Source organism: Rhodospirillum rubrum ATCC 11170 (genome assembly GCF_000013085.1).
Classification (GTDB): Bacteria; Pseudomonadota; Alphaproteobacteria; order Rhodospirillales; family Rhodospirillaceae; genus Rhodospirillum; species Rhodospirillum rubrum.
This window is the reverse complement of the sequence record NC_007643.1, coordinates 534,468-557,735: the sequence shown is the minus strand read 5'-3', so window position 1 is coordinate 557,735 and position 23,268 is coordinate 534,468. Positions and strand designations below refer to the sequence as shown.

Here is a 23,268-nt window from a genome sequence, read left to right as displayed (position 1 = left end):
GATGGCTCAAAGCCTTGCCGAAAATCGCCGGATCGTGCTTGCCCGCCGCCCGCAGGGGGCGCCGGTCGCCGAAGACTTCCGCCTGGAAACCGCCCCGCGCCCCATCGCTGGCGACGGCCAGATGCTGCTGCGCTCCCTGTGGCTGTCGCTGGATCCCTATATGCGCGGCCGCATGGACGATGGCCCCTCCTATGCCGCCCCGGTCGCCCTGGGCGCGGTGATGGTCGGCGGCACCGTCTGCCGGGTCGAGGATTCCCGGCTCGATGGATTCCTGCCGGGCGATCTGGTGCTGGCCTATAGCGGCTGGCAGGATTACGCCCTGTCCGATGGCACCGGCGTCGAACGCCTGGAACCCCATCTCGACAGGCCGTCCCTGGCCCTGGGGGCGCTGGGCATGCCGGGCCTGACCGCCTATGTCGGCCTGCTCGATATCGGCAAGCCCCAGCCCGGCGAAACCGTCGTCGTGGCGGCGGCCACCGGCGCCGTCGGCGCCACCGTCGTCCAGATCGCCAAGCTCAAGGGTGCGCGGGTGGTCGCCATCGCCGGTGGTGCTGAAAAGACCGCCTATGCCCGCGAGACCCTGGGGGCCGATGTCGCCATCGACCACCACGACCCGGCCTTCGCCCAGACCCTGGCCACCGCCTGCCCCAAGGGCATCGACGTTTATTTCGAAAATGTCGGGGGCAAGGTGTTCGACGCGGTGCTGCCGTTGCTCAACACCGGGGCCCGCGTTCCGCTCTGCGGCCTGATCGCCACCTATAACGGCGCCGGACCGGACAATGCCAAGCGCCTGCCCGAGCTGATGCGCAGCCTGCTCGTCCGGCGGATCACCCTACGCGGCTTCATCATCGGCGATCACCGCGACCGGATACCGGCCTTTCAGAAGGATATGGCCGGCTGGCTGGCCTCTGGCCAGATCATCGCGCGCGAAGACGTGGTCGACGGCCTGGAACGGGCTCCCGCCGCCTTCATCAGCCTGCTCAAGGGCGGCAATTTCGGCAAGCTGGTCGTCGCCGTCGGCTGATTTGCGGGCGGGAGAGCGAGCGAAGCTTTCGCCCTCCCCCCTACCCGTCGATCTCCTCGCTGCCCGGGGTCTCTTCGGAGTCTTCGGGCAGGCCGTCGGGGGGGAGCGGCGGGCCCATCGGCGTCGCCGCGGCATGGGCCTGGGCGACCAGGGCGCGGGCGGCGGGCGGCAGGTCGGCCATCTTGATCTCTTCGCCCGGGCGCTTGCGCGCCGGATCCAGGCGCAGGGTTTCCAGCATGATATCGCGCGCGATCGGGCCGGCGGCGCTCGATCCGCCGCCGCCATGCTCGACGCACAGCGCCACGGCGTAGCGCGGCGCGTCTTCCGGGGCGTAGCAGACGAACAGGGCGTGGTTGCGCAGTTCCCAGGGCAGTTGATCCTCGCGGCGGATGCCGGTTTCGCGTTCGCGCATGGAAATGCGCCGCACCTGGGTGGTGCCGGTCTTGCCGCTCATCTCCCAGCCGGCGACCGGGATGCCCGCCGCCCGCCGCGCCGTGCCACGATCGCCGTTCACCACCGCCCACATCCCCCGGCGCACGGCGTCGAGATGGGCCTTGGCGACCCCCAGAGGCGGCACCGCGGGCACTTCCTGGGCCGAGGCGGCCAGGAAGCCCGGGGAGTCGGGCTTGGCGGCGAAACGCGACAGCCGGGGCATGATCTTCAGCCCGCCATTGGCGATCCGCGCCGTCATCACCGCCAGCTGCAGGGGCGTGGTCAGAACATAGCCCTGACCGATGCCCGCCAGCAGGGTCTCGCCCTGGTGCCAGCCTTCGCCCAGGGTGGCGGCCTTCCAGGCGCGGGTGGGCATCAGGCCGCTGCGCTCGCCGGGCAGGCCGACATCGAGGATCTCGCCGATCCCGAAGCGCCGGGCCATTTCGGCGATGCGATCGATGCCGCAGCGCCGCGCCAGCTCATAGAAATACACGTCGCAGGATTCGGCCAGGGCGCCGACAAGGTTGAGCGACCCGTGTCCGCCCTTTTTCCAGCAGTGGAAGCGATGACCGCCCAGTTCCATATGGCCGGGGCAAAACACCGTCTGATCGGCCTTGATCACCCCGCCTTCCAGGGCGGCCAGGGCCACCACCATCTTGAAGGTCGATCCGGGGGAATACTGACCGGCGATCGCCTTGTTGGTCAGCGGCGAGCGCGGATTGCGCACCAGATCCTGCCATTCGGCGCTGGACAGCCCCCGGGTGAAGGCATTGGGATCATAGGCCGGCATCGACACCATCGACAGGATATCGCCCGTATGGATGTCGATGATCACCGCCGAGGCGCTTTCGCTGGCCAACCGGCGCGAGGCGAAGGATTGCAGCCGCATGTCGATGGTCAGCGGCAGCTCGGCGCCGGCGCTGGCGTCCTCGGTGGTCTGCTCGTCCATCACCCGGCCAAGGGCGTTGACCTCGACCCGGCTGGTGCCCCCGTGCCCGCGCAGGGCCAGATCATAAACCTTCTCCACCCCCTGCTTGCCGATGCGGAACCCCGGCAATTCCAGCAAGGGATCGCCGGTCACCTCTTCTTCGGACACGCTTGAAACATAGCCCAGAAGATGGGCGGCGAGATCGCCATAGGGATAATGGCGGCTCAGCCCCTCGTCGATGGTGATGCCGGGCAGATCGAGCTTGTGAACCTCGATCGCCGCCATCTCCTCCCAGGTCAGATTTTCGCGAATGGTCACCGGCACGAAACTGCGCCGACGCTTCATGTCGCGGAGCACCCGAGTCCGGTCGTAATCGCTCAAAGGCACGATCTTGCCGAGCGCATCAAGGGTGGCATCGATCGCCAACTGGCGTTCCTCGGCGGTGCGCACCTGCCGCAGGATATCCTCGGCGATGATGCTCACCCGGTAATTCTGGCGATTGACCGCCAGTTGGTCGCCGAAGCGGTCGACGATATGGCCGCGCGGCGGCGGCAGCAGACGCAGATTGAAGCGGTTTTCCTCGGCCAAGGTCAGATAGCGATCGGACTCGATCACCTGAAGATAGTACATGCGGGCGGCCAAGGCGCCGACCAGCCCGGCCTGGGCGCCGCCCAGCAGCACGGCCCTGCGGGTGAAAAGCTTCGCGCGGTCCACATCCCGACGCATGTCTATGCCTCGCGGAACAGCATGTGGTGAACCCGGCCGAACAGCCAGGCGAAAGGAGGATAGACCGCGACGGTGAACAAGGTGCTGAAGACCAGCGCCGTTCCATCGACAAAAGTGCCGTAGATCGCCGAAACCGCCAACCACTTCACCACGGCGGCGACGCCCGCGACCAGGGCGAAGGCCCACCATGTCACCAGGAACGGCTTATTGAGAAAGAACTTGTACTGGGTGGCGACCACCGCCTGGGTCAGCAGCAAGACCAGGGCCCCCACCCCCAGCGGCGCCCCGGTCAGGCTGTCTTCCACCAGCCCAAGGACGAAGGCGCTGCCATAGCCCATGACCTCGGGCCGGCAGACCGCCCAGTAATAGATGCTGATCAGGGCGATCATCGGCGCGATGTGGACGAAGCCGGGAAGCCGCGATGGCGCCACGCTCATCAGCAGCAAGAGCAGGGTCAACCCGACGGGAACCAGCCGTCGGGCAAGCCAGTCCAACCGCTGCCACAGGGTTGGCTGGGTTGGATCATAGGTGCTTTTGAGGCCGCCGCGCCGTGCCATGAAACCCGGGGTTCCCCCTGTGTTGGTCGCGCCTGGGGCGCGCTATGGAGTATCGCGCCCGGGGCGCGCTGTAATGTGTCGCGCCGGAAGCGCGCTCTAGAGTGTCGCGCCTGGGGCGCGCTGTCGATCGCCTCGCTGGACGCGCCGGCTTGATCCTGGGCTTTCGTCCCCCCGGATCACGCGGGATTTGCTCTAATCGGCCCCTTCGGAAAGCGGGTTGGGGATGCCGAAATTGGCGATGCGCACCACTTCCAGGCGGTCTTGTTCAACGAACAAATCAACCCGGATGCCCTTTTTCTCGTCAACGCTGGCGACCACGCCGATCGGAATGCCCGGCGGGAAAATGCGGGCGTCGCCGCTGGTCACCACCCGGTCTCCGGGCTGAACGGCGATGCGGTCGCGCAAGAAGCGCAATTGCGGCCGATCCTGATTATCGCCGGCGAGAATGGCGCGAACGCGGCTGTCTTCAAGCAGAACCGGAATCCGGCTGTTGATATCGGTCAGCAAAAGCACCCGGGACGACCGCTGGCCGGCCTCGGCCACCGTTCCGGCCAATCCTTCGCCCGAAATGACCGCCTGCCCCTTGTTGACGCCATGGATGGTGCCGGCGAGCACGACCAGGGAGCGGGCGAAGGTGCCGCCGGTATCGGCGACCACCCGGGCCGTCACATAGGAGGCCTTGGGCTCGGGCACATAGGTGAGCAGGCCGCGCAGCGCCTCGTTTTCGGCTTCCAGATGGCGGGCGGCGGCCTGCCAGCGCATCAAGCGGTCATTCTCGGTCGCCAGCCGGTCGTTCTCGGCGCGAATCGAAGTGAGCTGGCGCAGATTGGCGAAGATCGCCGCGACGTTTTCCGCCGGGGTCGACATGAAGTCGAGCACCGGGGCGGCGGCATCGATCACCGTCGCCCGCACCCGTTCAACCAGAACCGTATCGGCCTTGCCCAGCAGCATGAAGGCGAAAGCCAGCCCCGCCAAAGCCACGAAGGCCGATTTCTGGACGAAAACCCGCAAGGCGGTCAGCCGCGCGGTTTGTCCCGTCGGTTGCTTCACGGAAGCGTTCTCCCTCCCTGGAGAAACCGGAGCCTCATGGAATGACCACGGCGGGGCGATCAAGCCCCGCTGTCGGCACCCATACCCGGGGACCCCGCGTCGCCCGCCCCATGCCTGTCGCGGCGCCCCATCGATGCGATAGGGGCCGGGATCAATACATCGTGGTCAGGACGTTGCGCAGACGCTTCATTTCCTCAAGCGCCCGACCGGTCCCCATGGCCACGCAGGACAACGGATCATCGGCGATCGAGACCGGCAGGCCGGTGGAGGCGCGCAAGACGTAATCGAGATTGGTCAGCAAGGCGCCGCCGCCGGTCAGAACGATACCCTTGTCGACGATATCGGCGGCCAATTCGGGGGCGGTGTGCTCGAGCGCCACCTTGACGGCCTCGATAATGGCGCTGACCGGCTCGGCCAGGCTTTCGGCGATCTGCGCCTCGCTGATCACCAATTCCTTGGGCACGCCGTTCATCAGGTCGCGGCCCTTGATCTCGATGGTGCGGTTCGACCCGTCCTCGGGCGGACAGGCGCAGCCGATTTCTTTTTTGATGCGCTCGGCCGAGCCTTCGCCGACCAGCAGATTATGATTGCGACGGATATAGGCGATGATCGCCTCGTCCATCTTATCGCCGCCGACGCGCACCGAGCGGGCATAGACGATGCCGCCCAGCGACAGCACGGCCACTTCGGTGGTGCCGCCGCCGATATCGACGACCATCGATCCGGTCGGTTCGGTCACCGGCAAGCCGGCGCCGATGGCCGCGGCCATCGGTTCCTCGATCAGGAACACCCGGCGGGCCCCGGCCGCCTCGGCCGATTCCTGGATGGCGCGGCGTTCCACGGCGGTCGAGCCCGAGGGAACGCAGATGATCACCATCGGGCTGGCGAAGCTGCGCCGATTATGAACCTTGCGGATGAAATGCTTGATCATTTCCTCCGCCACTTCGAAATCGGCGATGACGCCGTCACGCAAGGGGCGGATGGCCTGGATATTGCCAGGAGTGCGGCCAAGCATCTGCTTGGCTTCATCACCAACGGCGAGGACCTGTTTCTTGCCCTTCACGTCGGCGATCGCGACGACGGACGGCTCGTTGAGAACGATCCCCCTGCCCTTCACATAGACCAGCGTGTTGGCCGTGCCGAGGTCGATGGCCATATCCGCCGAAAGCAGGCCGGTCATTCTGGAAAACATTGTTGCTCGCTCGCCCTTGTCAAACCACGCCTCGGGATCCCATCACCCCAACCATCACGGGCGCGGCGCCAGTTCCACGTCGTTCGCTTAAGGAAGCCCGACGGAACCAATTCGCCCGAATTGACCCCTGTGCCTCCCCCACTTTTTTCAGACCCCACCCCCGCCTGCGGCAGACCGCCGCGCGCGAGGTGTCGGGCCTTGAAACAGCCTCTCCAAGCCGTTCCCTTCCCCGCATCCGCCGGATCGACCGGGCGCGGAACCCCGCGACCAACCGATGGCCCCCGACGACGGGCGCGGCCACCACAATGCAAACGAGGCCGAGGACCGGCCCCGACCTTACCATCCGCCTGTTCTCACAGGACGATCGTCGATGCCCGATAACCCGGGCCCCTGCCTCCAGGCCTTCGGCCCAAGCTCATGGCTTGATTTCCGGCCCGGATTCCGAAGGAGGAGCGTCGACGAGGGAGGCACACCGCTTAGCGGCCACGCGTCCAATCGCATTGCTGCGGGCGCGCGGTTCGACAATGAAGCTTTGATCGCCCCCGCTTGTCAACGTCCAAGAGAGACCCAGGCCGCCCTTTCTGCGCCGAGCCCAGAAACAACCGACCAAAGGTGCACTTTGTGCCCAAAATGACCACCCCCCCGGAAGGGTCACTTCCGGAGGGGTGGGTCGCACGCCCCTGGGGGCGATCAATCACGCGCCCCTTTGGGGCGACCTATGACGCGCCCCTTTGGGGCGATGGATCACACGCCCCTTTGGGGCGACGGATCAGTTCTTGTCCTTGTCGACCAGCCGGTTGGCGGCGATCCACGGCATCATGGCGCGCAGCCGGCCGCCAACCTCTTCGATCTGGTGCTCGGCGTTGCGGCGGCGGGTGGCCTTGAACGACGGCTGACCGGCCTTGCATTCGATCATCCAGTCGCGGACGAAGCGGCCGGACTGGATGTCATCGAGCACGCGCTTCATCTCGGCCTTGGTTTCCGGGGTGACGATGCGCGGACCGGTGACGTAATCGCCATATTCGGCGGTGTTGGAGATCGAGTAGCGCATATTGGCCATGCCGCCCTCGTACATCAGGTCGACGATCAGCTTGACCTCGTGCAGGCACTCGAAATAGGCCATCTCGGGGGCGTAGCCGGCTTCGACCAGGGTCTCGAAGCCGTTCTTGATCAGCTCGGTCAGGCCGCCGCACAGCACCGCCTGCTCGCCGAACAGATCGGTCTCGCATTCCTCGCGGAAGGTGGTCTCGATGATGCCCGAGCGCCCGCCGCCGATCGCCGAGGCATAGGACAGGGCGATCTCCATGGCGTTGCCGCTGGCGTCCTGGGCCACGGCGACCAGACAGGGCACGCCGCCGCCGCGCACGTATTCGCTGCGCACGGTGTGACCGGGGCCCTTGGGGGCGATCATGAACACATCAAGATCGGGGCGCGGCTCGATCAGGGCGAAATGGATGTTCAGGCCATGGGCGAAGGCCAGGGCGGCGCCCTGCTTCATATTGGCGTGCAGGTGATCCTTATAGAGATCGCCCTGCAGCTCGTCGGGGGTGAGGATCATCACCACATCGGCCCAGGCGGCGGCCTCGGCCGGAGTCTTGACGACGAGGCCCTGGCCGGTCGCCTTCTTGGCCGAGGGCGAGCCCTCGCGCAGGGCCACGCACACCTCGGTAACGCCGGAATCGCGCAGATTAAGGACATGGGCATGCCCCTGGGAGCCATAGCCGACCACGGCAACCTTCTTGCCCTTGATCAGGTTCACGTCGGCGTCACGGTCGTAATAAACACGCATGGTCTGTTCCTTCAGTGAAACAAAGGGGTGGCTTTCTTGAAACGGCCGCCTCCGCGGCTTCGTCTTCGCCGATCCCTTAAGGGCGCCGGCTACCGCCCGGCATCCAAAGGGATCCTGTTTAGAGCGTTAAAACGGCTGACCGCCGCGGGCGATGGCGGCAACGCCGGTGCGCGCGACGTCGATCAGCCCGAGCGGCTCCATCAAACCGATGAAGGCGTTGATCTTTTCGGTCTTGCCGACGATCTCGAAAACGAACGACTCGTTGGAGCTGTCGACAACCCGGGCGCGGAAGATATCGGCGATGCGCAGGGACTCGACGCGCTTCTCGCCGGTGCCCGCCACCTTGATCAGCGCCAATTCGCGCGACACATGCGGGCCTTCCACCGTCAGGTCCGAGACCTTGTGAACGGGCACCAGCCGGCCAAGCTGGGCCTTGATCTGTTCGATGATCATCGGCGTGCCGCTGGTCACCAGGGTGATGCGCGACAGTTGCTCGTCGACATCGACCTCGGCCACGGTCAGGCTTTCGATGTTATAGCCGCGACCGGAAAACAGGCCGATGACCCGGGCCAGAACGCCCGACTCGTTGTCGACCAGAACGGCGATGGTATGGGTGGCGATCTCCGGTTCGCTGGCCGCATTCAGATTGGGCACGGGGAACACTCCCTTTGGATGGCTGGGAGGCCGCGCCCCGCCGCCGATCAACCGGCGCCGGGGGGCTCCCTTGGGATAACAGGGTGGGAAAAGGCTGGACGACACCCCCGGAGCGGGGGCGCGGGATCTAGACGAGGATCGCCCCCTCCTTGGAAATCGGCTGACCCAGGCTGTCTTCGGGGCCGAGCAGCATCTGGTTGTGGGGCGCGCCCGAGGGGATCATCGGAAAGACGTTTTCCGAAGGATCGACCGCCACATCGACCAGCACCGGCCGATCGACGGCGATCATCTCGGCGATCACGTCATCAAGATCGGCGGGCTTTTCCGACCGCAAGCCGACGGCGCCGAAGGCCTCGGCCAGCTTGACGAAATCGGGCAGGCATTCGGAATAGCTTTCCGAATAACGCCCGCCATGGAGCAGTTCCTGCCACTGGCGAACCATGCCCATGTACCGGTTATTGAGGATGAACACCTTGACCGGCAGGCGATACTGCACGGCCGTGGCCAGTTCCTGCATGTTCATCATGAACGACGCCTCGCCCGAGATATCGACGACCAGGGCGCCGGGATGGGCCATCTGAACGCCGATCGCCGCCGGGAAACCATAGCCCATGGTGCCGAGCCCGCCCGAGGTCATCCACTGATTGGGCTTGTCGAATTTGAAGTACTGGGCCGCCCACATCTGATGCTGGCCGACCTCGGTGGTGATGAAGGTCTCGCGGTCGCGGGTCAGGGCGTAGAGGCGCTCGATGGCGTATTGGGGCTTGGTAACCTCGTCGGAGGGCTGATAGTGCAGGCAGTCGCGGCGCTGCCAATCGGCGATCCGCCCCCACCAGTTTTTCAGGGCGGCGACATCGGGGTGATACTGCCGGGCCTTCCACACCTTGATCATGTCTTCAAGGACATGACCGACATCGCCGACGATCCCCAGATCGACCGCCACGTTCTTGTTGATCGAACTGGGATCGATGTCGATCTGGATCTTGGTCGAATTGGGCGAGAAGGCGTCAAGCCGGCCGGTCACCCGGTCGTCGAACCGCGCCCCGATCGCCACCATCACGTCGCAGTCATGCATGGCGTGATTGGCCTCGAAGGTGCCATGCATGCCCAGCATGCCCAGATATTGCGGATCGCTGGCCGGATAGATGCCCAGCCCCATCAGGGTCAGGGTAATCGGATAGCCGGTCATCTTCACGAACTGGGTCAGCAACTGGCTGGCCTGGGGCCCGGAATTGACGACGCCGCCGCCGCAATAGAAAATCGGCCGCTTGGCCTTGGCGATGATCTCGACCGCCTTTTCAATGGCGGTGATATCGCCCTTGAGCTGGGGACGGTAGCTTTTGTGCTTGACCCGCGACGGGGCGACATAGGGCGCCGGTCCCATCAGGATATCCTTGGGCAGATCGATGACCACCGGGCCGGGCCGGCCGCTGCCGGCGACCTGGAAGGCCTCGTGGATCACCCGGGCCAGATCCTCGCCCTTTTTCACCAGATAATTGTGCTTGGTGCACTGGCGGGTGATGCCGGTGGTGTCGGCCTCCTGAAAGGCATCGTTGCCGATCAGATGGGTCGGCACCTGACCGGTCAGGCAGACCACGGGAATGGAATCGAGCATGGCGTCGGTCAGGCCGGTCACCGCATTGGTGGCGCCCGGGCCGCTGGTCACCAGGACCACGCCGGTCTTGCCGGTCGAGCGGGCATAGCCTTCGGCGGCGTGGACGGCGGCCTGTTCGTGACGGACCAGCACGTGACGGATCTGATTTTGCTTGAAGATCTCGTCATAGAGCGGAAGGACGGCGCCGCCCGGATAGCCGAAGATTACCTCCACACCCTGATCGGCAAGAGCCTTAAGGACGATCTCCGCACCGGACTTCTGCTGGTCAGCCATGGTCACACCTGTGTCAGACGATGTTCTTTCCCCCCGCGTCCCCCCGCGGTTGCCCGGGGAGCGGCCAGGGATCGGGAAACGGCCTTCCATCCAAGGACGGAAGGGAGGGCAGCCTAGTCCGTCAAGATGCGCCGGTCAATAAAAAGGCATACAGAAAATTATCAATGTCCGTTAGCTGGCTTTCCGATAATTGCGTGACCAGGGATTCCGAAAGAACCCGGTCCGGCCTGAGCTGGGTACGGATCCAGGTGCCCTGACGCTTGGCATAGCGCCGGGTCGCGCCCTGCGCCCGCTCCACCGCCTCGGCCAGACCGACCTCGCCGCGCAGGGTCCGGGCCAGTTCGGGAACCCCGACCGCCCGCATCACCGGCAGGGCCGGATCAAGCCGGCGCGCCAGCAGAAGCGCCAGTTCGTCCAGCGCCCCGGCGGCGACCATCGCCAAAAGCCGCGCGTCACAGGCCGCCCGCTGCGCGGCGCGCGGCGGATCGATCACCAGCAGCAACGGCCGTCCGGGCAGGGCCGGGGTGGCGACCGGATCGCTCCACCAGTCCATCAGCGAACGCCCGGTGCCGCGCACCACCTCATAGGCCCGGGCGATGCGCTGGGCGTCGCTGGGCCGCAGGCGCTCGGCCATCGCCCGATCCAGCTCGGCCAGTTTGGCATGCAAGGCCGCCGGCCCCAGGGCCGCCAGCAGCTCGCGGGCCTCGGCGCGAACCTCGGGCGCCACCTCGGGCACGCTGGCCAGCCCCTCAAGCGCCGCCTTCAGATAAAGCCCGGTTCCCCCGCAGAGGATCGGCAGACGCCCGGCGGCCCGCGCCGCCGCCACGGCGCCGTCGGCCAGGGCCAGCCAGCGGCCGACCGAACAAACCTCCGCCCCATCAAGCACGCCATAAAGGGCATGGGGAGCGGCCGCCTCGTCTTCGACACTGGGACGGGCGCTGAGGATCCGCAGGTCGCGGTAGACCTGCATGCTGTCGGCATTGATGACAACGCCGTTGAAGCGCCGCGCCACCCGCAGGGCCAAAGCCGACTTGCCCGAGGCGGTCGGTCCAGCGATGACGATCAAGGGGGCGGAGCCCGGGGAAGCGAGGGGGTCGATCATGGCCTTAAGCTAACGGTTCGCCTCGCCAAGCCAAAGCCCCTTGTCCCTGCCCCCCCGAACCGGCTAGGAAGGCGCGGCATCATCCTGGGGGAGCAACGCCATCATGGACGTCGTCGTCACCGTCCTGTCCAGTCCCGCCGTCGGCGGTTTGGACGAGGAAGCTCTTGCGGCGGCCCGCGCGGCCCTTGATACCCTGGGCGGCGAAACCGCCCGTCCGCGCTGGCTGGAAAGCGGGGTGGCCGCCGATATCCGCGTCGACGCCCTGTCGGTCGGCCAGGCCGGATCGGCCGTGCGCCACGCCCTGGCCGATGTCGCCTGCGATGTCGTCGCCCAACGCGAGGACGGCCGGCGCAAGGGGTTGCTGATCGCCGATATGGACTCGACCATGGTCATCGGCGAAACCCTCGATGATCTGGCCGCCCATGCCGGGCTCAAGGACAAGATCGCCGCCATCACCGCCCGCGCCATGAACGGCGAGATCGATTTCGAGGCGGCCTTGCGCGAACGCGTCGGCATGCTGGCCGGATTGAGCGCCAGCGCCCTGGAGGAGACCTGGGCGGCGACCGCCCTGACCCCGGGCGGGCGCACCCTGGTGCGCACCATGGCCGCCAATGGGGCGCGCTGCGTGCTGGTCTCGGGGGGATTTTCGGTCTTCACCGCCAAGGTCGCCAAAGCTTGCGGCTTCCACGACCACGTCGCCAACCGCCTTGAGATCATCGACGGCGCCTTGAGCGGCAAGGTCATCGATCCGGTGGTCGACCGCGCGGTCAAGCTGGCGACGCTCAAGGCCGAAGCCGCCAAATTGGGGCTACCGCTCAGCGCCTGCGCCGCCGTTGGCGATGGCGCCAACGACCTGCCGATGGTGATGGCCGCCGGTCTGGGCGTGGCCTTCCACGCCAAACCGGTGGTCGCCGCCCAGACCCGCGCCCGCATCGATCACGGCGATCTGACCGCCCTGCTTTTCCTCCAGGGCTATCGCCGCGAAGAGTTCATCGAGGACTAACGAGCGCCAGCCGCATCCTTGAAGCGGCTCGCCCGCCGCCGATCAGTTGGTCAGATAGATCTCGTCCACCTGATGCATCTTCATCGAGCCGCCCTGACGGCCCATGTCGAGCGAGACATTGGTTTCGCTCCAGGCGGGCAGGCCGGTGGCGCGATCGATGAAGGCGGTGAAATCGACCGAGCCGGCGGCGCCATTGGCCGCGCTGATCGGCCCGCCGCCATTGATCACCACATAGTCGCGCCCGCCGGCGCTGGCCCGGCCGGTCACCTTGCCCGTTACCGAAACGGTTACGCGCTGGTCGGGGGCGCCAACCCCCAGGTCATCGCCGGTATAGGTCAGGATGGTTTCCCCCTGGCGCACGGTGCGGCCGCCGAAGAAGGCCTTGGCCATCACCCGGGCGAATTGCTCCAGGCTGGTGCCGACGGGGCCGAGCAGGGCGGTGCCCTTGGCCTGGACGGTGACCTTGCCGGTGCGCTTGTCGGCGGTGGCCAGCACCTCGGTCTGACGGATGATGGCCTGCATCTCCTCGGCGGGCAGCGGCGGCAGGCCGGGCATCTGCATCGACAGATCATCGCCGCGCATGCGCAGCGACAAGGTATCCCCGCGGGAGGCCTTCGAGACGAAGGATGAGAAGCGCACCTCCATATGGCCGCCCGGTCCGCCGCCCTGGCTGAAATCGGTCACGGCGCGCAGCAGACGCGGCGCGTCGCTGACCGGGGCGTCGCCGATGCTGACCGAGCCGCTGATCGGCACCACCGGATCGGCCGGCGGCAGCGGCGAGGGCGTGGGAACCTCGGCCCAGGCAAGGAACGGCGCGGCGGCCAGTCCAAGGGAAAGCAGCAGGCGGGTGGGCAGGCGACGCATGGGCGGATCTCCGTTACGCTCGAAAAGAGGGGATGGCGCCCCGGAGATCTGGGCCCGTCACAGAACCCGTCCCCGCGCGACCACCGCCGTTTGTCCCAGGTAACGGCCGCCCCGCGTCAAATGTATGGCGTCCATCATGTTTGTCACCACGCAGGCGTGATTGGGCACGATCGCCAGACGATCGCCGACGCGCAGCCCGATCGGCCCTTGGCAAACCAGCCGCCCATGTTCCTCCGACAACTGGTCGATGGCGAGATCGGGGCGGCCGAGAACGGCGCCAAAGCCGCTCAATCCGAACAGATCCGAGGTCAGAACCTTGGAACCGGCATCGATGATCGCCCGGTTCTCGCTAGGCACCGAAACCACGGTGGCGATCACCCGCAGGGCGCAATCGCCCCAGCCGGCCACCCCGCGCGCCACCAGCGAGCGGTCCATATAGATGTAGGTGCCGGCCCGATATTCCGTGACCACGCCACCGGCCCCCGCCGCCATCATGTCGGGCGATCCGCCCGAGGACAGAATCTCGACCCCCAAGCCGGCTTCTTCGATCAACGCCTTGGCCTCGGCCAGGAAGCGATCGGCCGCTTCCGCGCCGCCGGTCGGCGGATAGGTCATCAACCCGCGAAAGCGCAAGCCCGCGCTGGCATGGATGCTTTGGGCCAGGGCAAGGGCGGCGGCGGGGCTTGCCACGCCACAGCGCCCGGCCCCGGTATCGCATTCGACCAGGACGCCAAGGGGCGTCGTGGAATCGGCGAAGGCGGCGCCCAGCCCGTCGATCACCGCCAGACTATCGGCAACCACCGACAGCCGGCAGCGCCCGTCCAGGGCGCGCAACCGGGCCAGCTTGGCCGCGCCCAGGATGTTATAGGTGATCAGCAGATCAAGCGGCTGATCGAGCAGCCCGACCAAGCCATCGACCATCGCCTCGGCTTCCGAGACCTTCTGACAGGTGATGCCCACCGCTCCGGCCTGGATCTGGCGGAGCGCCAGCAGCGGCAGCTTGTGGGTTTTGATATGCGGCCGGTTGTCCAGCCCCCGGGCGGCGCACTGGGCTTGGTGGCGGGCGATATTACGCTCGGCGACATCAAGATCGACAAGAACGGCCGGGGTATCGACGGGAAAATCCATGGGGAGCCTGTCAGAAAGGAAACGCCCGGGGGGCGGACACGGGCCAAGGCGGGCCGATCGACCGATGCGATCGGCCCGACCCAAGGGTCTTGCCGTGATAAGTCCGATCAGGCGGCGCCGCAACCCTTGGCTAGCGCGGCGCCTGATCGGTCAGGCGGCGGCGTCGATCAGGGCGACGCGGACCAGCTTCTTGTTGACGAATTCCTGGATGCCCAGGCCCGATAGTTCCCGGCCATAGCCCGAGATGTTGATGCCGCCAAAGGGCAGATCGGGGGCCGTCCAGGTCGGCTGGTTGATGAAGACCATGCCGGTTTCGATGCGCTCGGCCACGCGTTTGCCGCGCGCGACATCCTGGGTGAACACCGATCCCCCCAGGCCGAAATCGGAGTCATTGGCCAAGGCCACCGCCTCGTCCTCGTCTTTGACGCGGAAGAACAGGGCGACGGGGCCGAAGAATTCCTCGCGGAAGGCGGCGGTATCGGGGGCGATATCGGTCAGGATGGTCGGCTCCATGAAAAACCCCGGGCGATCCAGGCGCTTGCCGCCCATCACCAGGGTCGCCCCGTCCGAAACCGCCTTGTCGACCTGCTCGACCAGCTTGGTCAGCGCCCCTTCTGTCGACAGCGGCGCCAGCGTCGTCGCCCGGTCCATCGGATCGCCGGCCTTCAAGCCGGCCAAGGCGGCCTGGAACTTTTCAAGGAAGCGATCGGCCAGGGAGTCGACGACCAGGAAGCGCTTGGCCGCCACGCAACACTGGCCCATGTTGTTCATCTTGCCCCAGACCGCCCATTCGACCGTTTTATCAAGATCGGCGTCTTCCAGAACGATGAAGGCATCGCTGCCGCCCAGTTCCATGGTGGATTTCTTCAGGTTCTGCCCGGCGCGGGCGGCGACGCTTTTGCCAGCATCAGCGCTGCCGGTCAGGGCCACGCCCTTGATCCGCGGATCGTCGATCACCGCGTTGACCTGATCATAAGAGATCACAAGGTTGGTATAGGCCCCCGCCGGGGCCCCGGCATCGCGCCACAGCTTTTCAAAGGCCTGGGCGCATTGGGGAACGCAGCCGGCATGCTTGACCATCACCACATTGCCCGCCATCAGGTTCGGCGCGGCGAAGCGGGCCAGCTGGTAATAGGGAAAGTTCCACGGCTGAACGCCAAACAGCACGCCGAGCGGGCTGCTTTCGATCACCGCCTCGCCCGACTCTGGCTTCAACGGCTGAGGCTTAAGGAAGGCTTCGGCATGATCGGCATAGTAATCGATGATATCGGCGCTCAGCGCCACCTCGCCCTCGGCTTCTTCGATGCGTTTGCCCATTTCCAGGGTGATCAGCCGGGCATAGTCGCCCGATTGCTCGCGCAACAGGCCGGCCGCCTTATGGGCGATGGCGGCGCGCTCGGCGAAGCTGGTCTGGCGCCAGCCTGCGAAACAGTCGGCGGCGCTATCCAGGGCGCTTGCCAGCTCGCTATCGGAGAATTCCTGGAAGGTTTGCACGACGGAACCGTCAAAGGGATTGATGGTCTGATAGGCCATGAAGGGCGCTCCTGCGATCGCGATCGCCTCGGCCAGCACCGCCCGCGCCTGGAAAAGGCGGGATCGGCCGGCATGATCGGCGGGGGGATGGGTCGGCAAGACCCGGCGCCGGCGACCCGCGCCCGCCAGACCGACCCACGACGTTGGATTGCCCAAGAAACGCCGCCACGAGCGCGAAGTTCCCCGCCTGCCGATCAACCGGGATAACCCGCCGTTTCCCTCTCCTAGCGCGGGCCGAATTCCTCGACCACGGCGTCCACGAAGCTGCGCAGCTTGACGGTTGGTCGGCGGCCGGCGGGATAAAGCACATGCATCGGCCGGGCCGGACCCTGGTAGTCGGGCAGCACCCGCACCAGCCGCCCGGCGGCCACCTCGTCGGCCAGAACGCTTTCCGGCCCCAGGGTGATGCCAAACCCCGCCGTCGCCGCATGCAGCAAAGCCTTCCAATCGGTGCTGCGAAACCGGCCGTTGGCCCGCACCTCGTGGCTTTGACCCTCGCGGGTGAAGACCCAGGGGCAGGGAATGCTGGGCGACCAATAGGCATAGACCAGACAGTCGTGGCCTTGCAGATCGGCCGGCTCCTTCGGCGTGCCGCGCGCCGCCAGATAGCTAGGCGCGGCGCAAGCGATCAGCCGATAGGGCGCCAAGGGATGGGCGATCAGCGCCGTATCGGCGATCTCGCCAATACGCACCATCACCTCGACCCCGTCTTCCAGCGGATCGACGAAACGATCGTTCAGGGTAAGGTCGACCCGCATCTCGGGATAACGCGTCAAATAGCGGGTGACGAAGGGCGCCAAGGTGAAGGCGCCAAAGGTCATCGGCGCGTTCACCCGCAAAACGCCCTGGGGCCGGCTGCGCATGTCATGGGCCAGGGCCTCGGCGGCCTCGGCTTCCGACAGCACCAGCTTGCAGCGATCGTAATAGGCCCGCCCAACATCGGTCAGGCTTTGGCGGCGCGTCGTGCGGTTGAGCAGGGCGGTGCCCAGGCGGTCTTCCAGAAACACCACATGCTTGGCCACCATCTGCGGCGACATCGCCAAAGCCTCGGCCGCCGCGGCGAAAGACCCAAGATCGGCGGCCTTGATGAAAACGCCCATGCTGGTCAAGCGGTCCATGATTCCCTCCTGTTGGTTGGGAGTGTCAAGATATCATGGGAATTTATCACCATACGATGGCGAATTATCCTCTCTCCGGTCAGTCCTCACACGGAGAGAGAAACGATGAAGATCGGACTTATCGGGGCGGGGGTCGTCGGCCGCGCCATCGCCACCTTGGCGGTTCGGGCCGGCCATCAAGTGATGCTGAGCAATTCGCGCGGCCCCCATACCCTGTTCAGCCTGCGCGCCGCCGTTGGCTGCGCCATCGGCACCGTTGACGAGGCGGCGGCCTTTGGCGATATCGGGGTGGTCGCCGTTCCGCTGGCGGCCTATCGCGCCGTTCCCGCCGCGGCATTGGCCGGCAAAGTGGTGATCGACACCAATAATTATTACCCCGAGCGCGACGGCGCCATCGCCGAGCTTGACGACAAGCGGACGACGACCAGCGAGTTGCTGGCCCGCCACCTTCCGGCCTCGCGCATCGTCAAGGCCTTCAACGCCATCACCATGACCGATCTGGACCGCGATGGCCGCCCGGCCGGCTCCCCCAACCGCCGCGCCCTGCCCGTCGCCGGCGACGATGCCAAGGGCAAGGCGATCGCCATCGCCCTGCTCGACGCCTTCGGCTTCGATGCCCTGGACGCCGGCCCGCTGTCGCAAGGCTGGCGCTTCGAACGCGGCACCCCGGCCTATTGCGTGGCCTTGACCCGCGACGCCCTGGAAAAAACCCTGGCGGCGACGACGCGATAAGGGCCTCGGCCTGAGGCTGGGCGTGCTGTGGGGAAAAACCATTGAGGGTGCGACTGCTTTGGTCGCACCCTTACCCCTATTGGATTTTCACCGGGAAAAATCGGCTGCGGAGGTTATACCCTTAGGCCGTCATCGCCTCTTTGCTCTTCGGTGTTTTACTCCTTGCGTGCTCAATCAAAGCGTCGAAGATCAGGACATCATCCTTCAGTTCGTCGAGCGACTGCACGAGTGGCTTCAAGATCGCCGCCCAATCGGCGTTCTTGCTTTCCCAAGCATCAATAATCAGCGCTGCCGACAGAACAAAGGGACGAAAGAATATGCCTTTTCCTTCGTAAAACCAGCCCCGCTCGCTGAGGCGCTGAGCGATATCATCAATGGTCTTGCAGGACTCATTCCAGGCAGATTCGCCTCCGAACCAATAGTGGCCGACACGAAAACGGAATCCGAACTCGGTCTGTCCGACACCCATTAAATCCGCAATTTGGTGGGAGTCTCTATGATGATTATCTCGCCGCTCCAACTGAAACCAGGCATACCAATCCTTATCTTTAGCATGCCATTGAGGAGGAGCGACCCACAGCTCTTCTAAGTTCGCCTTGTCACTGTTCTTTTTTGTTTCGCAATCCCAATACCATTCGGCAGACTCTGCCAAGCGCTGGAACTCACCCTTAACTTTGAAAAACAGGTCTTTATGAATTTTTTCTTTCATAAAGATCGTCGCTTCATTGAACAGCTTTAGGTCTCTCAGAATGAGCGAACCTGCCTTTCGATCATCATCGCCATCATTCATGATATCCATTTTAAAACTCCAAAATATGATCAGCAAAGGTCCTCGCCAAGTGGCGTGCCGCCGCCTTGTCGGCGTCCCGGCAAACAACTGGAGAAAGCGTGCGAAGCCAGGAAGCGATGGTCGACCATGCCAAAGGCACAACCTTCGCCGCTTGGTCACCAGCGGTGTCGGAGTTCTTGCCTTGCGGCGTAAGGAAGACCACAGCCCAAGGCCGACCGTCACAAGCCCGGGCCCGTGCAACGTCACAGTAGCGTTCTACTTGCTTGTTTTGTTCGATTGCGTCGATTTTCACTTCAATCACAAGGAAATACTGTCCGGGATCGTCAATAGTGATGTCCACGCGGTTTCCCTGCGCCCCGTCTGGACACTCCTCCACCGTAAGAAAACAAGCCGGAGATGGGGTCTTCGGGAAAGACGGGGTTCGTTTTTTTACTTCTGAAAGCAGTTCTTGGAGCAGTAAGTCTCCGAACCCATGATCGCCTTTGGGGTTAAGGAACCAAGCCAGAACAGAGGAATTTCTGAGTTCGCCCCGCCGAAGGCTGGCGACACTCCATGGGTTGCCAATTGTCTTAACGCCAGCCATCGGAGCCCTCAGATCCGATAACATTGCCGCGAGAGCGACAGGATCGGGACAAAGGGCAGGCCGCTCCGATTCAAGCCAGCCACCCTCTCGGTTAGCTGCCATTTTTTCTCTATCTTCGGGCTCTTGGGATTCCATTTTCGCTCCGATCGTTTGTTTCCAGCACCATAGCCGGATACCAGAACGACGACAACCTGAGCGTTTTCATGCAACCCAAAGGATGGAATCTCGCTGGGGCGGGGCGCCACAGCAAAAGCGGGTAAATGCGGATTCCCCGGCACCGAAGCTCACGAGTTGACGCCCTACAGAAGAGCGCCGTTTCAGTTAGGTTCGGGAATTACCCGTTGGGGTGGTCAGACGGGTCGCAGGCAAGACCATCGCCAAAGGGCCGGAATGCAACCGGGGCGCGGAAGAGATCCTCCGCGCCCCGGACACGAAAACGGATGCCCCTCGCCGATCAGGCCGGTTCGTACAGGCGGCGCTCAAGCAGGGCGCTGCCCTTGCCGCGGTTGAGCAGCTTGGCCACCGCGAGAACGGCCAGATCAACCAGCGGCTCGACGATGATGACCAGCATATAGGCCCCGCCGAACGAGGTGATGGCCGCCGCGTTCTCGGTGGAGAAGCCCTGGCCGTAGAAGGCCCAGAAAGCCACCCAGGCGACGATGCCGGCCTGATAGGCCGTCGACAGCGCCAGGGCCTGACGGTACTTCAGCTCAACATAGGCCGTATTCGGCGCGATAACCCGGCGGGCCAAAGCGGTCAGACCGAACAGCGGCACCAGCAGCGTGGTGACGTTCATTCCGAATTGCGGCAGATCGAAAGGCGCGAAGAACAGGCCCTGAACCAGCAGGCCGAGGGTTAGGCCGATCGCCGCCGGAGCGGCCCCGAAAATCAGGAACAGGGTCGAGCCCAGGATAAGGTGGACTTCGGACACCCCCACCGGATAGTGGGGCAGGACCTCGAAAAAGGAGAAGACCAGCGCGCTGGTGGCCAAGCTGCGCACCACCAACGACACGGGCCCGCGCTCGCGCAGGGTGTCCCAGGCGAGCTTCAGGGTATAGCCCCCGGCGCCGGCGGCGGTAACGTAGCTCAGCCAGATCTTCCCGCTGTCCACAAGACCAGGTTCGATATGCATGAATGCCTCCATAAGCCGTCTCACCCGACGGCCCGAGATTGAACACCGATGCGCAGGGCCGGTCTCCTGACTCGCGGGTCGTCGCGATCCTCCGCCTTCCCAGATCGTGCCTTTCCGGCGTGATCCAGTGGCATGGGAGAGGTCACTCGCCGCTCACAGTCGCGGGGGCGGTCGGGGCTTCGGGCGAAAAACGCCCTTCCCCGTTCCCATATCCCTCCCGGCGCGTCCTGGCGCCGGCAAGAAAAACCCTGTGCCCGGGTAGCAGCGGACAATCGGAGGTCGCTGTCAAGGGGAGAAGGAAAGCGCCGCCGCCAAGCCGGCTTGAAGCCCGGGCGACTGTCGTTTATAAACGACAGATGATCGAGCTAAAGCAAACCGAGACCTTTCGCAAATGGCGGACGCGCCTCAAAGACGTCCGAGCCAGGGCGATCATCGCCGCCCGTCTCGACCGGCTTTCCCAAGGTCACACCGGCGATAGTGAACCGGTGGGCGATGGGATCAGCGAGCTGCGCATTCATTATGGTCCCGGCTATCGCCTCTCTTTCCAGAAGCGGGGACAGACGATCGTCGTTCTGCTGTGCGGTGGGGACAAGAGCACCCAGGCCAAAGACATCCAAACGGCGAAACGCTTGGCCGAGATAGGGAAAGAGTGAGATGACCGAAACGCTGACGCCTTATGATCCGGCCGAGGACTTGGTTTCCGACGAGGCGGTTGCCGTCTTCATGACGGAAGCCTTCAAAACCGAGGACGCCGCTTATATCGCCCATGCCCTTGGGGTCGTCGCCCGCGCCAAGGGCATGACGCAGATCGCCAAGGATACGGGGCTTTCCCGCGAGCAGCTTTACCGCTCCTTCAGCGAAAATGGCAATCCAACGCTGAAAACGACGCTCGCCGTCATGAAATCGCTCGGCATCGAATTGACGGTGAAACCCCAGGCCTGAGCCGCCCCCCTCACAACCCGGGGGCGGGCTTGGGAAGCAGGCGGAGCCAGGGGGCCGGGGGGGTATCGAGGGCCGTTGGCCACAGGTCGGCCAGGGCGCGGCGGTGGCCGGCGAAGGGCATCAGGGCCAGCACCCCGGCGCGGTCGCACCATTGGAAGGCGTCGGCCTCGTGGTTCAGGGTGATCGGCGGATCGTCATCGACCACGGCCAGGAAGGCCGGCACCAGTTCGATGCATTCATCGGCCGGATTATAGAAGCTGTCGGTGAAATCGGCGGAATAGAGGGCGCGGGCGATCAGGCCGGTTTCCTCGGCCAATTCGCGCTCGGCCGCCCGCCATGCCCGCTCGCCGGGCTCGATGGTGCCCGTCACCATGTACCAATGGCCCTGGAACACCCCGCGCGCCCGGTGCAGCATCAGCATGCGCGGCTCGCCGTCGATCCGCGCGAAGGGATAGACGGCGATGAAGCGCGAGCGGATCGCCGGGCCGATACGTGAGGCGGCCGGCCCGGCGGGTTGGGAAATCATGCGATGACCCCGGTCTTATCGGGTTGCGCGGGCGCGCTTACTTGCCCGCCTCCTCAAAGGTCTCGGCGACATAGGCGTCAAGCAGGCGCACGCCAAAACCGGTGCCGCCCTTGGGAACGATGCCCGCATCCTTCTTCGACCAGGTCACCCCGGCGATATCGATATGGGCCCAGGGGGTCTCGCCGACGAAGCGCTTGAGGAACTGGGCGGCGGTGATCGATCCGCCCTCGCGCCCGGTGGAATTGCGCATATCGGCGATGTCGGAGTTGATCTGCTTGTCATAGGCGTCGCCCAGGGGCAGGCGCCACACCTTCTCGCCGGTGGCCTTGCCGGCCTTGGCCAGACCCTCGGCCAGGGCGTCGTCATTGCTGAACACCCCGGCGTGTTCGGTGCCCAGGGCGATGATGATGGCGCCGGTCAGGGTGGCGAGGTCGATCATCTGGCGCGGCTTGAAGCGGTCGTTGCAGTAATGCAGCACGTCGGCCAGAACCAAGCGGCCCTCGGCATCGGTGTTGATCACCTCGATCGTCTGACCGCTCATCGAGGTCACCACGTCACCCGGACGCTGGGCGGTGCCGCTCGGCATGTTCTCGACCAAGCCCATCAGGCCAACGGCGTTGACCTTGGCCTTGCGCCCGGCCAGGGCCTTGAACAGCCCGGCCACCACGCCGGCGCCGCCCATGTCCCACTTCATGTCTTCCATATTGGCCGCCGGCTTGATCGAAATGCCGCCGGAATCAAAGCACACGCCCTTGCCGATGAAGGCCACCGGCTGGTCGCCCTTCTTGCCGCCGTGATAGCTGAGCACCACCAGCTTGGGCTCGCGGGCGCTGCCCTGGGCCACGCCCAGCAGGGCGCCCATGCCCAGCTTGCGCATCTCCTTTTCGCCCAGAACCTCGACCTCGATACCCAGCTTCTTCAGATCCTCGCACTGGGCGGCGAAGCTTTCGGGATAAAGGACATTGGCCGGCTCGCTGACCAGATCGCGGGTCAGGAACACGCCCTTGGCCAGGGCGCGCAGCGGCGCATAGGCGGCCTCGGCCGCCGCCGGATCCTCGACCGCCACGGTCAAGGTGGCAAGCTGGGGCTTCTCGTCGTCCTTTTGGGTGGTGTGGTATTTGTCGAAGCGATAGCTGCGCAACCGCGCCCCCAGGGCGACCCGGGCGGCGGCCTCGCCAAGGTCGAAACCGCCCAGCAGCGCGGCTTCGATCACCACCACGCCTTCACTGTCGCCCGTATGGTTGAGCGTGGATTGAACGCTGGCGCCAAAGGTTTCAAGCCCGCTGGCGCTCAGGCCATCGGCCTTGCCCAGACCGATCAGCAGCACGCGCGAGGCGGTCAGGCCATGGGGCGCGGCCAGCGACAGCGACTGCCCGGCCTCGCCCTTGAAGCGGGGATAGGCGGCGATCGCCCGGGTAAGCGCACCGTCGGTCTGCGTGTCGACCTCGCGTCCGAGCGGCGAAAGCTGCGCCCCTTCAAGAACACCGAGAACGAGCGCGCCCTGAGCGGGAATTTCCGGCTTGGCGAACGAGACTTTCATGGACGAGGAATCCTCTATGGATGATGCGCGGGCAG

The 23,268-nt window shown here is 65.3% G+C and carries 22 protein-coding genes and 1 riboswitch; of the genes, 5 read left to right on the top strand and 17 right to left on the bottom strand.

All coding sequences use genetic code 11. The features are described 5' to 3' along the window. Window position 1 precedes the first annotated feature (1 nt). A complete protein-coding gene (locus RRU_RS02495; protein WP_011388233.1) occupies window positions 2-1,024 on the top strand; it encodes an NADP-dependent oxidoreductase in 1,023 nt (340 codons plus the stop codon). Between the two features lie 40 nt (window positions 1,025-1,064). Here RRU_RS02495 and mrdA read toward each other — a convergent pair whose 3' ends face one another. The 8 genes from mrdA to miaA all read right to left on the bottom strand — a co-directional run bounded on the left by mrdA (window position 1,065) and on the right by miaA (window position 11,342). Beyond that, a complete protein-coding gene (gene mrdA / locus RRU_RS02490; protein ID WP_011388232.1) occupies window positions 1,065-3,110 on the bottom strand; it encodes a penicillin-binding protein 2 in 2,046 nt (681 codons plus the stop codon). Window positions 3,111-3,112: 2 nt separating this feature from the next. After that, entirely contained in the window at window positions 3,113-3,667 is a 555-nt protein-coding gene (mreD, locus tag RRU_RS02485) for a rod shape-determining protein MreD (protein WP_011388231.1), read from the bottom strand. A gap of 192 nt (window positions 3,668-3,859) precedes the next feature. After that, window positions 3,860-4,717, bottom strand: a complete 858-nt coding sequence (gene mreC / locus RRU_RS02480) for a rod shape-determining protein MreC (protein WP_011388230.1) — start codon at window positions 4,715-4,717, stop codon at window positions 3,860-3,862. A 151-nt stretch (window positions 4,718-4,868) separates the two neighbouring features. Further along, window positions 4,869-5,909, bottom strand: a complete 1,041-nt coding sequence (locus RRU_RS02475) for a rod shape-determining protein (protein ID WP_014625945.1) — start codon at window positions 5,907-5,909, stop codon at window positions 4,869-4,871. Between the two features lie 769 nt (window positions 5,910-6,678). Continuing rightward, window positions 6,679-7,698 carry a ketol-acid reductoisomerase gene (ilvC, locus tag RRU_RS02470; RefSeq protein ID WP_011388228.1) on the bottom strand — a complete coding sequence of 340 codons (1,020 nt, stop codon included), beginning with the start codon at window positions 7,696-7,698 and terminating at the stop codon, window positions 6,679-6,681. Window positions 7,699-7,824: 126 nt separating this feature from the next. Beyond that, entirely contained in the window at window positions 7,825-8,352 is a 528-nt protein-coding gene (gene ilvN, locus RRU_RS02465) for an acetolactate synthase small subunit (protein WP_011388227.1), read from the bottom strand. Between the two features lie 127 nt (window positions 8,353-8,479). After that, on the bottom strand, window positions 8,480-10,240 hold the full coding sequence (locus tag RRU_RS02460; protein WP_011388226.1) for an acetolactate synthase 3 large subunit: 1,761 nt from the start codon (window positions 10,238-10,240) through the stop codon (window positions 8,480-8,482). A 121-nt stretch (window positions 10,241-10,361) separates the two neighbouring features. After that, window positions 10,362-11,342: a tRNA (adenosine(37)-N6)-dimethylallyltransferase MiaA gene (gene miaA / locus RRU_RS02455; protein WP_011388225.1), complete on the bottom strand. Its 981-nt coding sequence runs from the start codon at window positions 11,340-11,342 to the stop codon at window positions 10,362-10,364. 103 nt (window positions 11,343-11,445) lie between these two features. On the opposite strand from miaA, the gene serB reads away from it, so the two are divergent. Further along, window positions 11,446-12,345 carry a phosphoserine phosphatase SerB gene (gene serB, locus RRU_RS02450; RefSeq protein ID WP_011388224.1) on the top strand — a complete coding sequence of 300 codons (900 nt, stop codon included), beginning with the start codon at window positions 11,446-11,448 and terminating at the stop codon, window positions 12,343-12,345. A 42-nt stretch (window positions 12,346-12,387) separates the two neighbouring features. On the opposite strand, the gene RRU_RS02445 is transcribed toward serB, so the two are convergent. From RRU_RS02445 to RRU_RS02430, 4 genes are all read right to left on the bottom strand, one after another. Further along, window positions 12,388-13,209 carry a hypothetical protein gene (locus RRU_RS02445; protein ID WP_011388223.1) on the bottom strand — a complete coding sequence of 274 codons (822 nt, stop codon included), beginning with the start codon at window positions 13,207-13,209 and terminating at the stop codon, window positions 12,388-12,390. Window positions 13,210-13,266: 57 nt separating this feature from the next. After that, window positions 13,267-14,337, bottom strand: a complete 1,071-nt coding sequence (locus RRU_RS02440) for an alanine racemase (protein ID WP_011388222.1) — start codon at window positions 14,335-14,337, stop codon at window positions 13,267-13,269. Between the two features lie 150 nt (window positions 14,338-14,487). After that, the gene (locus RRU_RS02435; RefSeq protein ID WP_414153049.1) at window positions 14,488-15,969 is read right to left on the bottom strand and encodes an NAD-dependent succinate-semialdehyde dehydrogenase; all 1,482 of its coding nucleotides are present in this window, start codon (window positions 15,967-15,969) and stop codon (window positions 14,488-14,490) included. A 125-nt stretch (window positions 15,970-16,094) separates the two neighbouring features. Beyond that, window positions 16,095-16,988 carry a LysR substrate-binding domain-containing protein gene (locus RRU_RS02430; RefSeq protein WP_011388220.1) on the bottom strand — a complete coding sequence of 298 codons (894 nt, stop codon included), beginning with the start codon at window positions 16,986-16,988 and terminating at the stop codon, window positions 16,095-16,097. Between the two features lie 105 nt (window positions 16,989-17,093). Here RRU_RS02430 and RRU_RS02425 point away from each other — a divergent pair, with 105 nt between their 5' ends. Further along, window positions 17,094-17,720: an NADPH-dependent F420 reductase gene (locus RRU_RS02425; RefSeq protein WP_011388219.1), complete on the top strand. Its 627-nt coding sequence runs from the start codon at window positions 17,094-17,096 to the stop codon at window positions 17,718-17,720. 121 nt (window positions 17,721-17,841) lie between these two features. On the opposite strand, the gene RRU_RS02420 is transcribed toward RRU_RS02425, so the two are convergent. The 3 genes from RRU_RS02420 to RRU_RS02410 form a co-directional block, all read right to left on the bottom strand. Beyond that, window positions 17,842-18,519 carry a hypothetical protein gene (locus tag RRU_RS02420; protein ID WP_014625944.1) on the bottom strand — a complete coding sequence of 226 codons (678 nt, stop codon included), beginning with the start codon at window positions 18,517-18,519 and terminating at the stop codon, window positions 17,842-17,844. Between the two features lies 1 nt (window position 18,520). Next, window positions 18,521-19,228 carry a PD-(D/E)XK nuclease family protein gene (locus RRU_RS02415; RefSeq protein ID WP_081467687.1) on the bottom strand — a complete coding sequence of 236 codons (708 nt, stop codon included), beginning with the start codon at window positions 19,226-19,228 and terminating at the stop codon, window positions 18,521-18,523. A 319-nt stretch (window positions 19,229-19,547) separates the two neighbouring features. Further along, on the bottom strand, window positions 19,548-20,225 hold the full coding sequence (locus RRU_RS02410) for an energy-coupling factor ABC transporter permease (protein ID WP_011388217.1): 678 nt from the start codon (window positions 20,223-20,225) through the stop codon (window positions 19,548-19,550). A 38-nt stretch (window positions 20,226-20,263) separates the two neighbouring features. Then, window positions 20,264-20,470, bottom strand: a riboswitch (cobalamin riboswitch). A 111-nt stretch (window positions 20,471-20,581) separates the two neighbouring features. On the opposite strand from RRU_RS02410, the gene RRU_RS02405 reads away from it, so the two are divergent. Both RRU_RS02405 and RRU_RS02400 read left to right on the top strand, forming a co-directional pair. Beyond that, window positions 20,582-20,878: a type II toxin-antitoxin system RelE/ParE family toxin gene (locus tag RRU_RS02405; protein ID WP_011388216.1), complete on the top strand. Its 297-nt coding sequence runs from the start codon at window positions 20,582-20,584 to the stop codon at window positions 20,876-20,878. A 1-nt stretch (window position 20,879) separates the two neighbouring features. Continuing rightward, the gene (locus RRU_RS02400; protein WP_011388215.1) at window positions 20,880-21,167 is read left to right on the top strand and encodes an addiction module antidote protein; all 288 of its coding nucleotides are present in this window, start codon (window positions 20,880-20,882) and stop codon (window positions 21,165-21,167) included. 10 nt (window positions 21,168-21,177) lie between these two features. On the opposite strand, the gene RRU_RS02395 is transcribed toward RRU_RS02400, so the two are convergent. Beyond that, window positions 21,178-21,693: an NUDIX hydrolase gene (locus RRU_RS02395; protein WP_011388214.1), complete on the bottom strand. Its 516-nt coding sequence runs from the start codon at window positions 21,691-21,693 to the stop codon at window positions 21,178-21,180. Window positions 21,694-21,730: 37 nt separating this feature from the next. After that, window positions 21,731-23,233, bottom strand: coding sequence for a leucyl aminopeptidase (locus RRU_RS02390; protein WP_011388213.1), 1,503 nt, complete (start codon window positions 23,231-23,233; stop codon window positions 21,731-21,733). Window positions 23,234-23,268 lie beyond the last annotated feature (35 nt).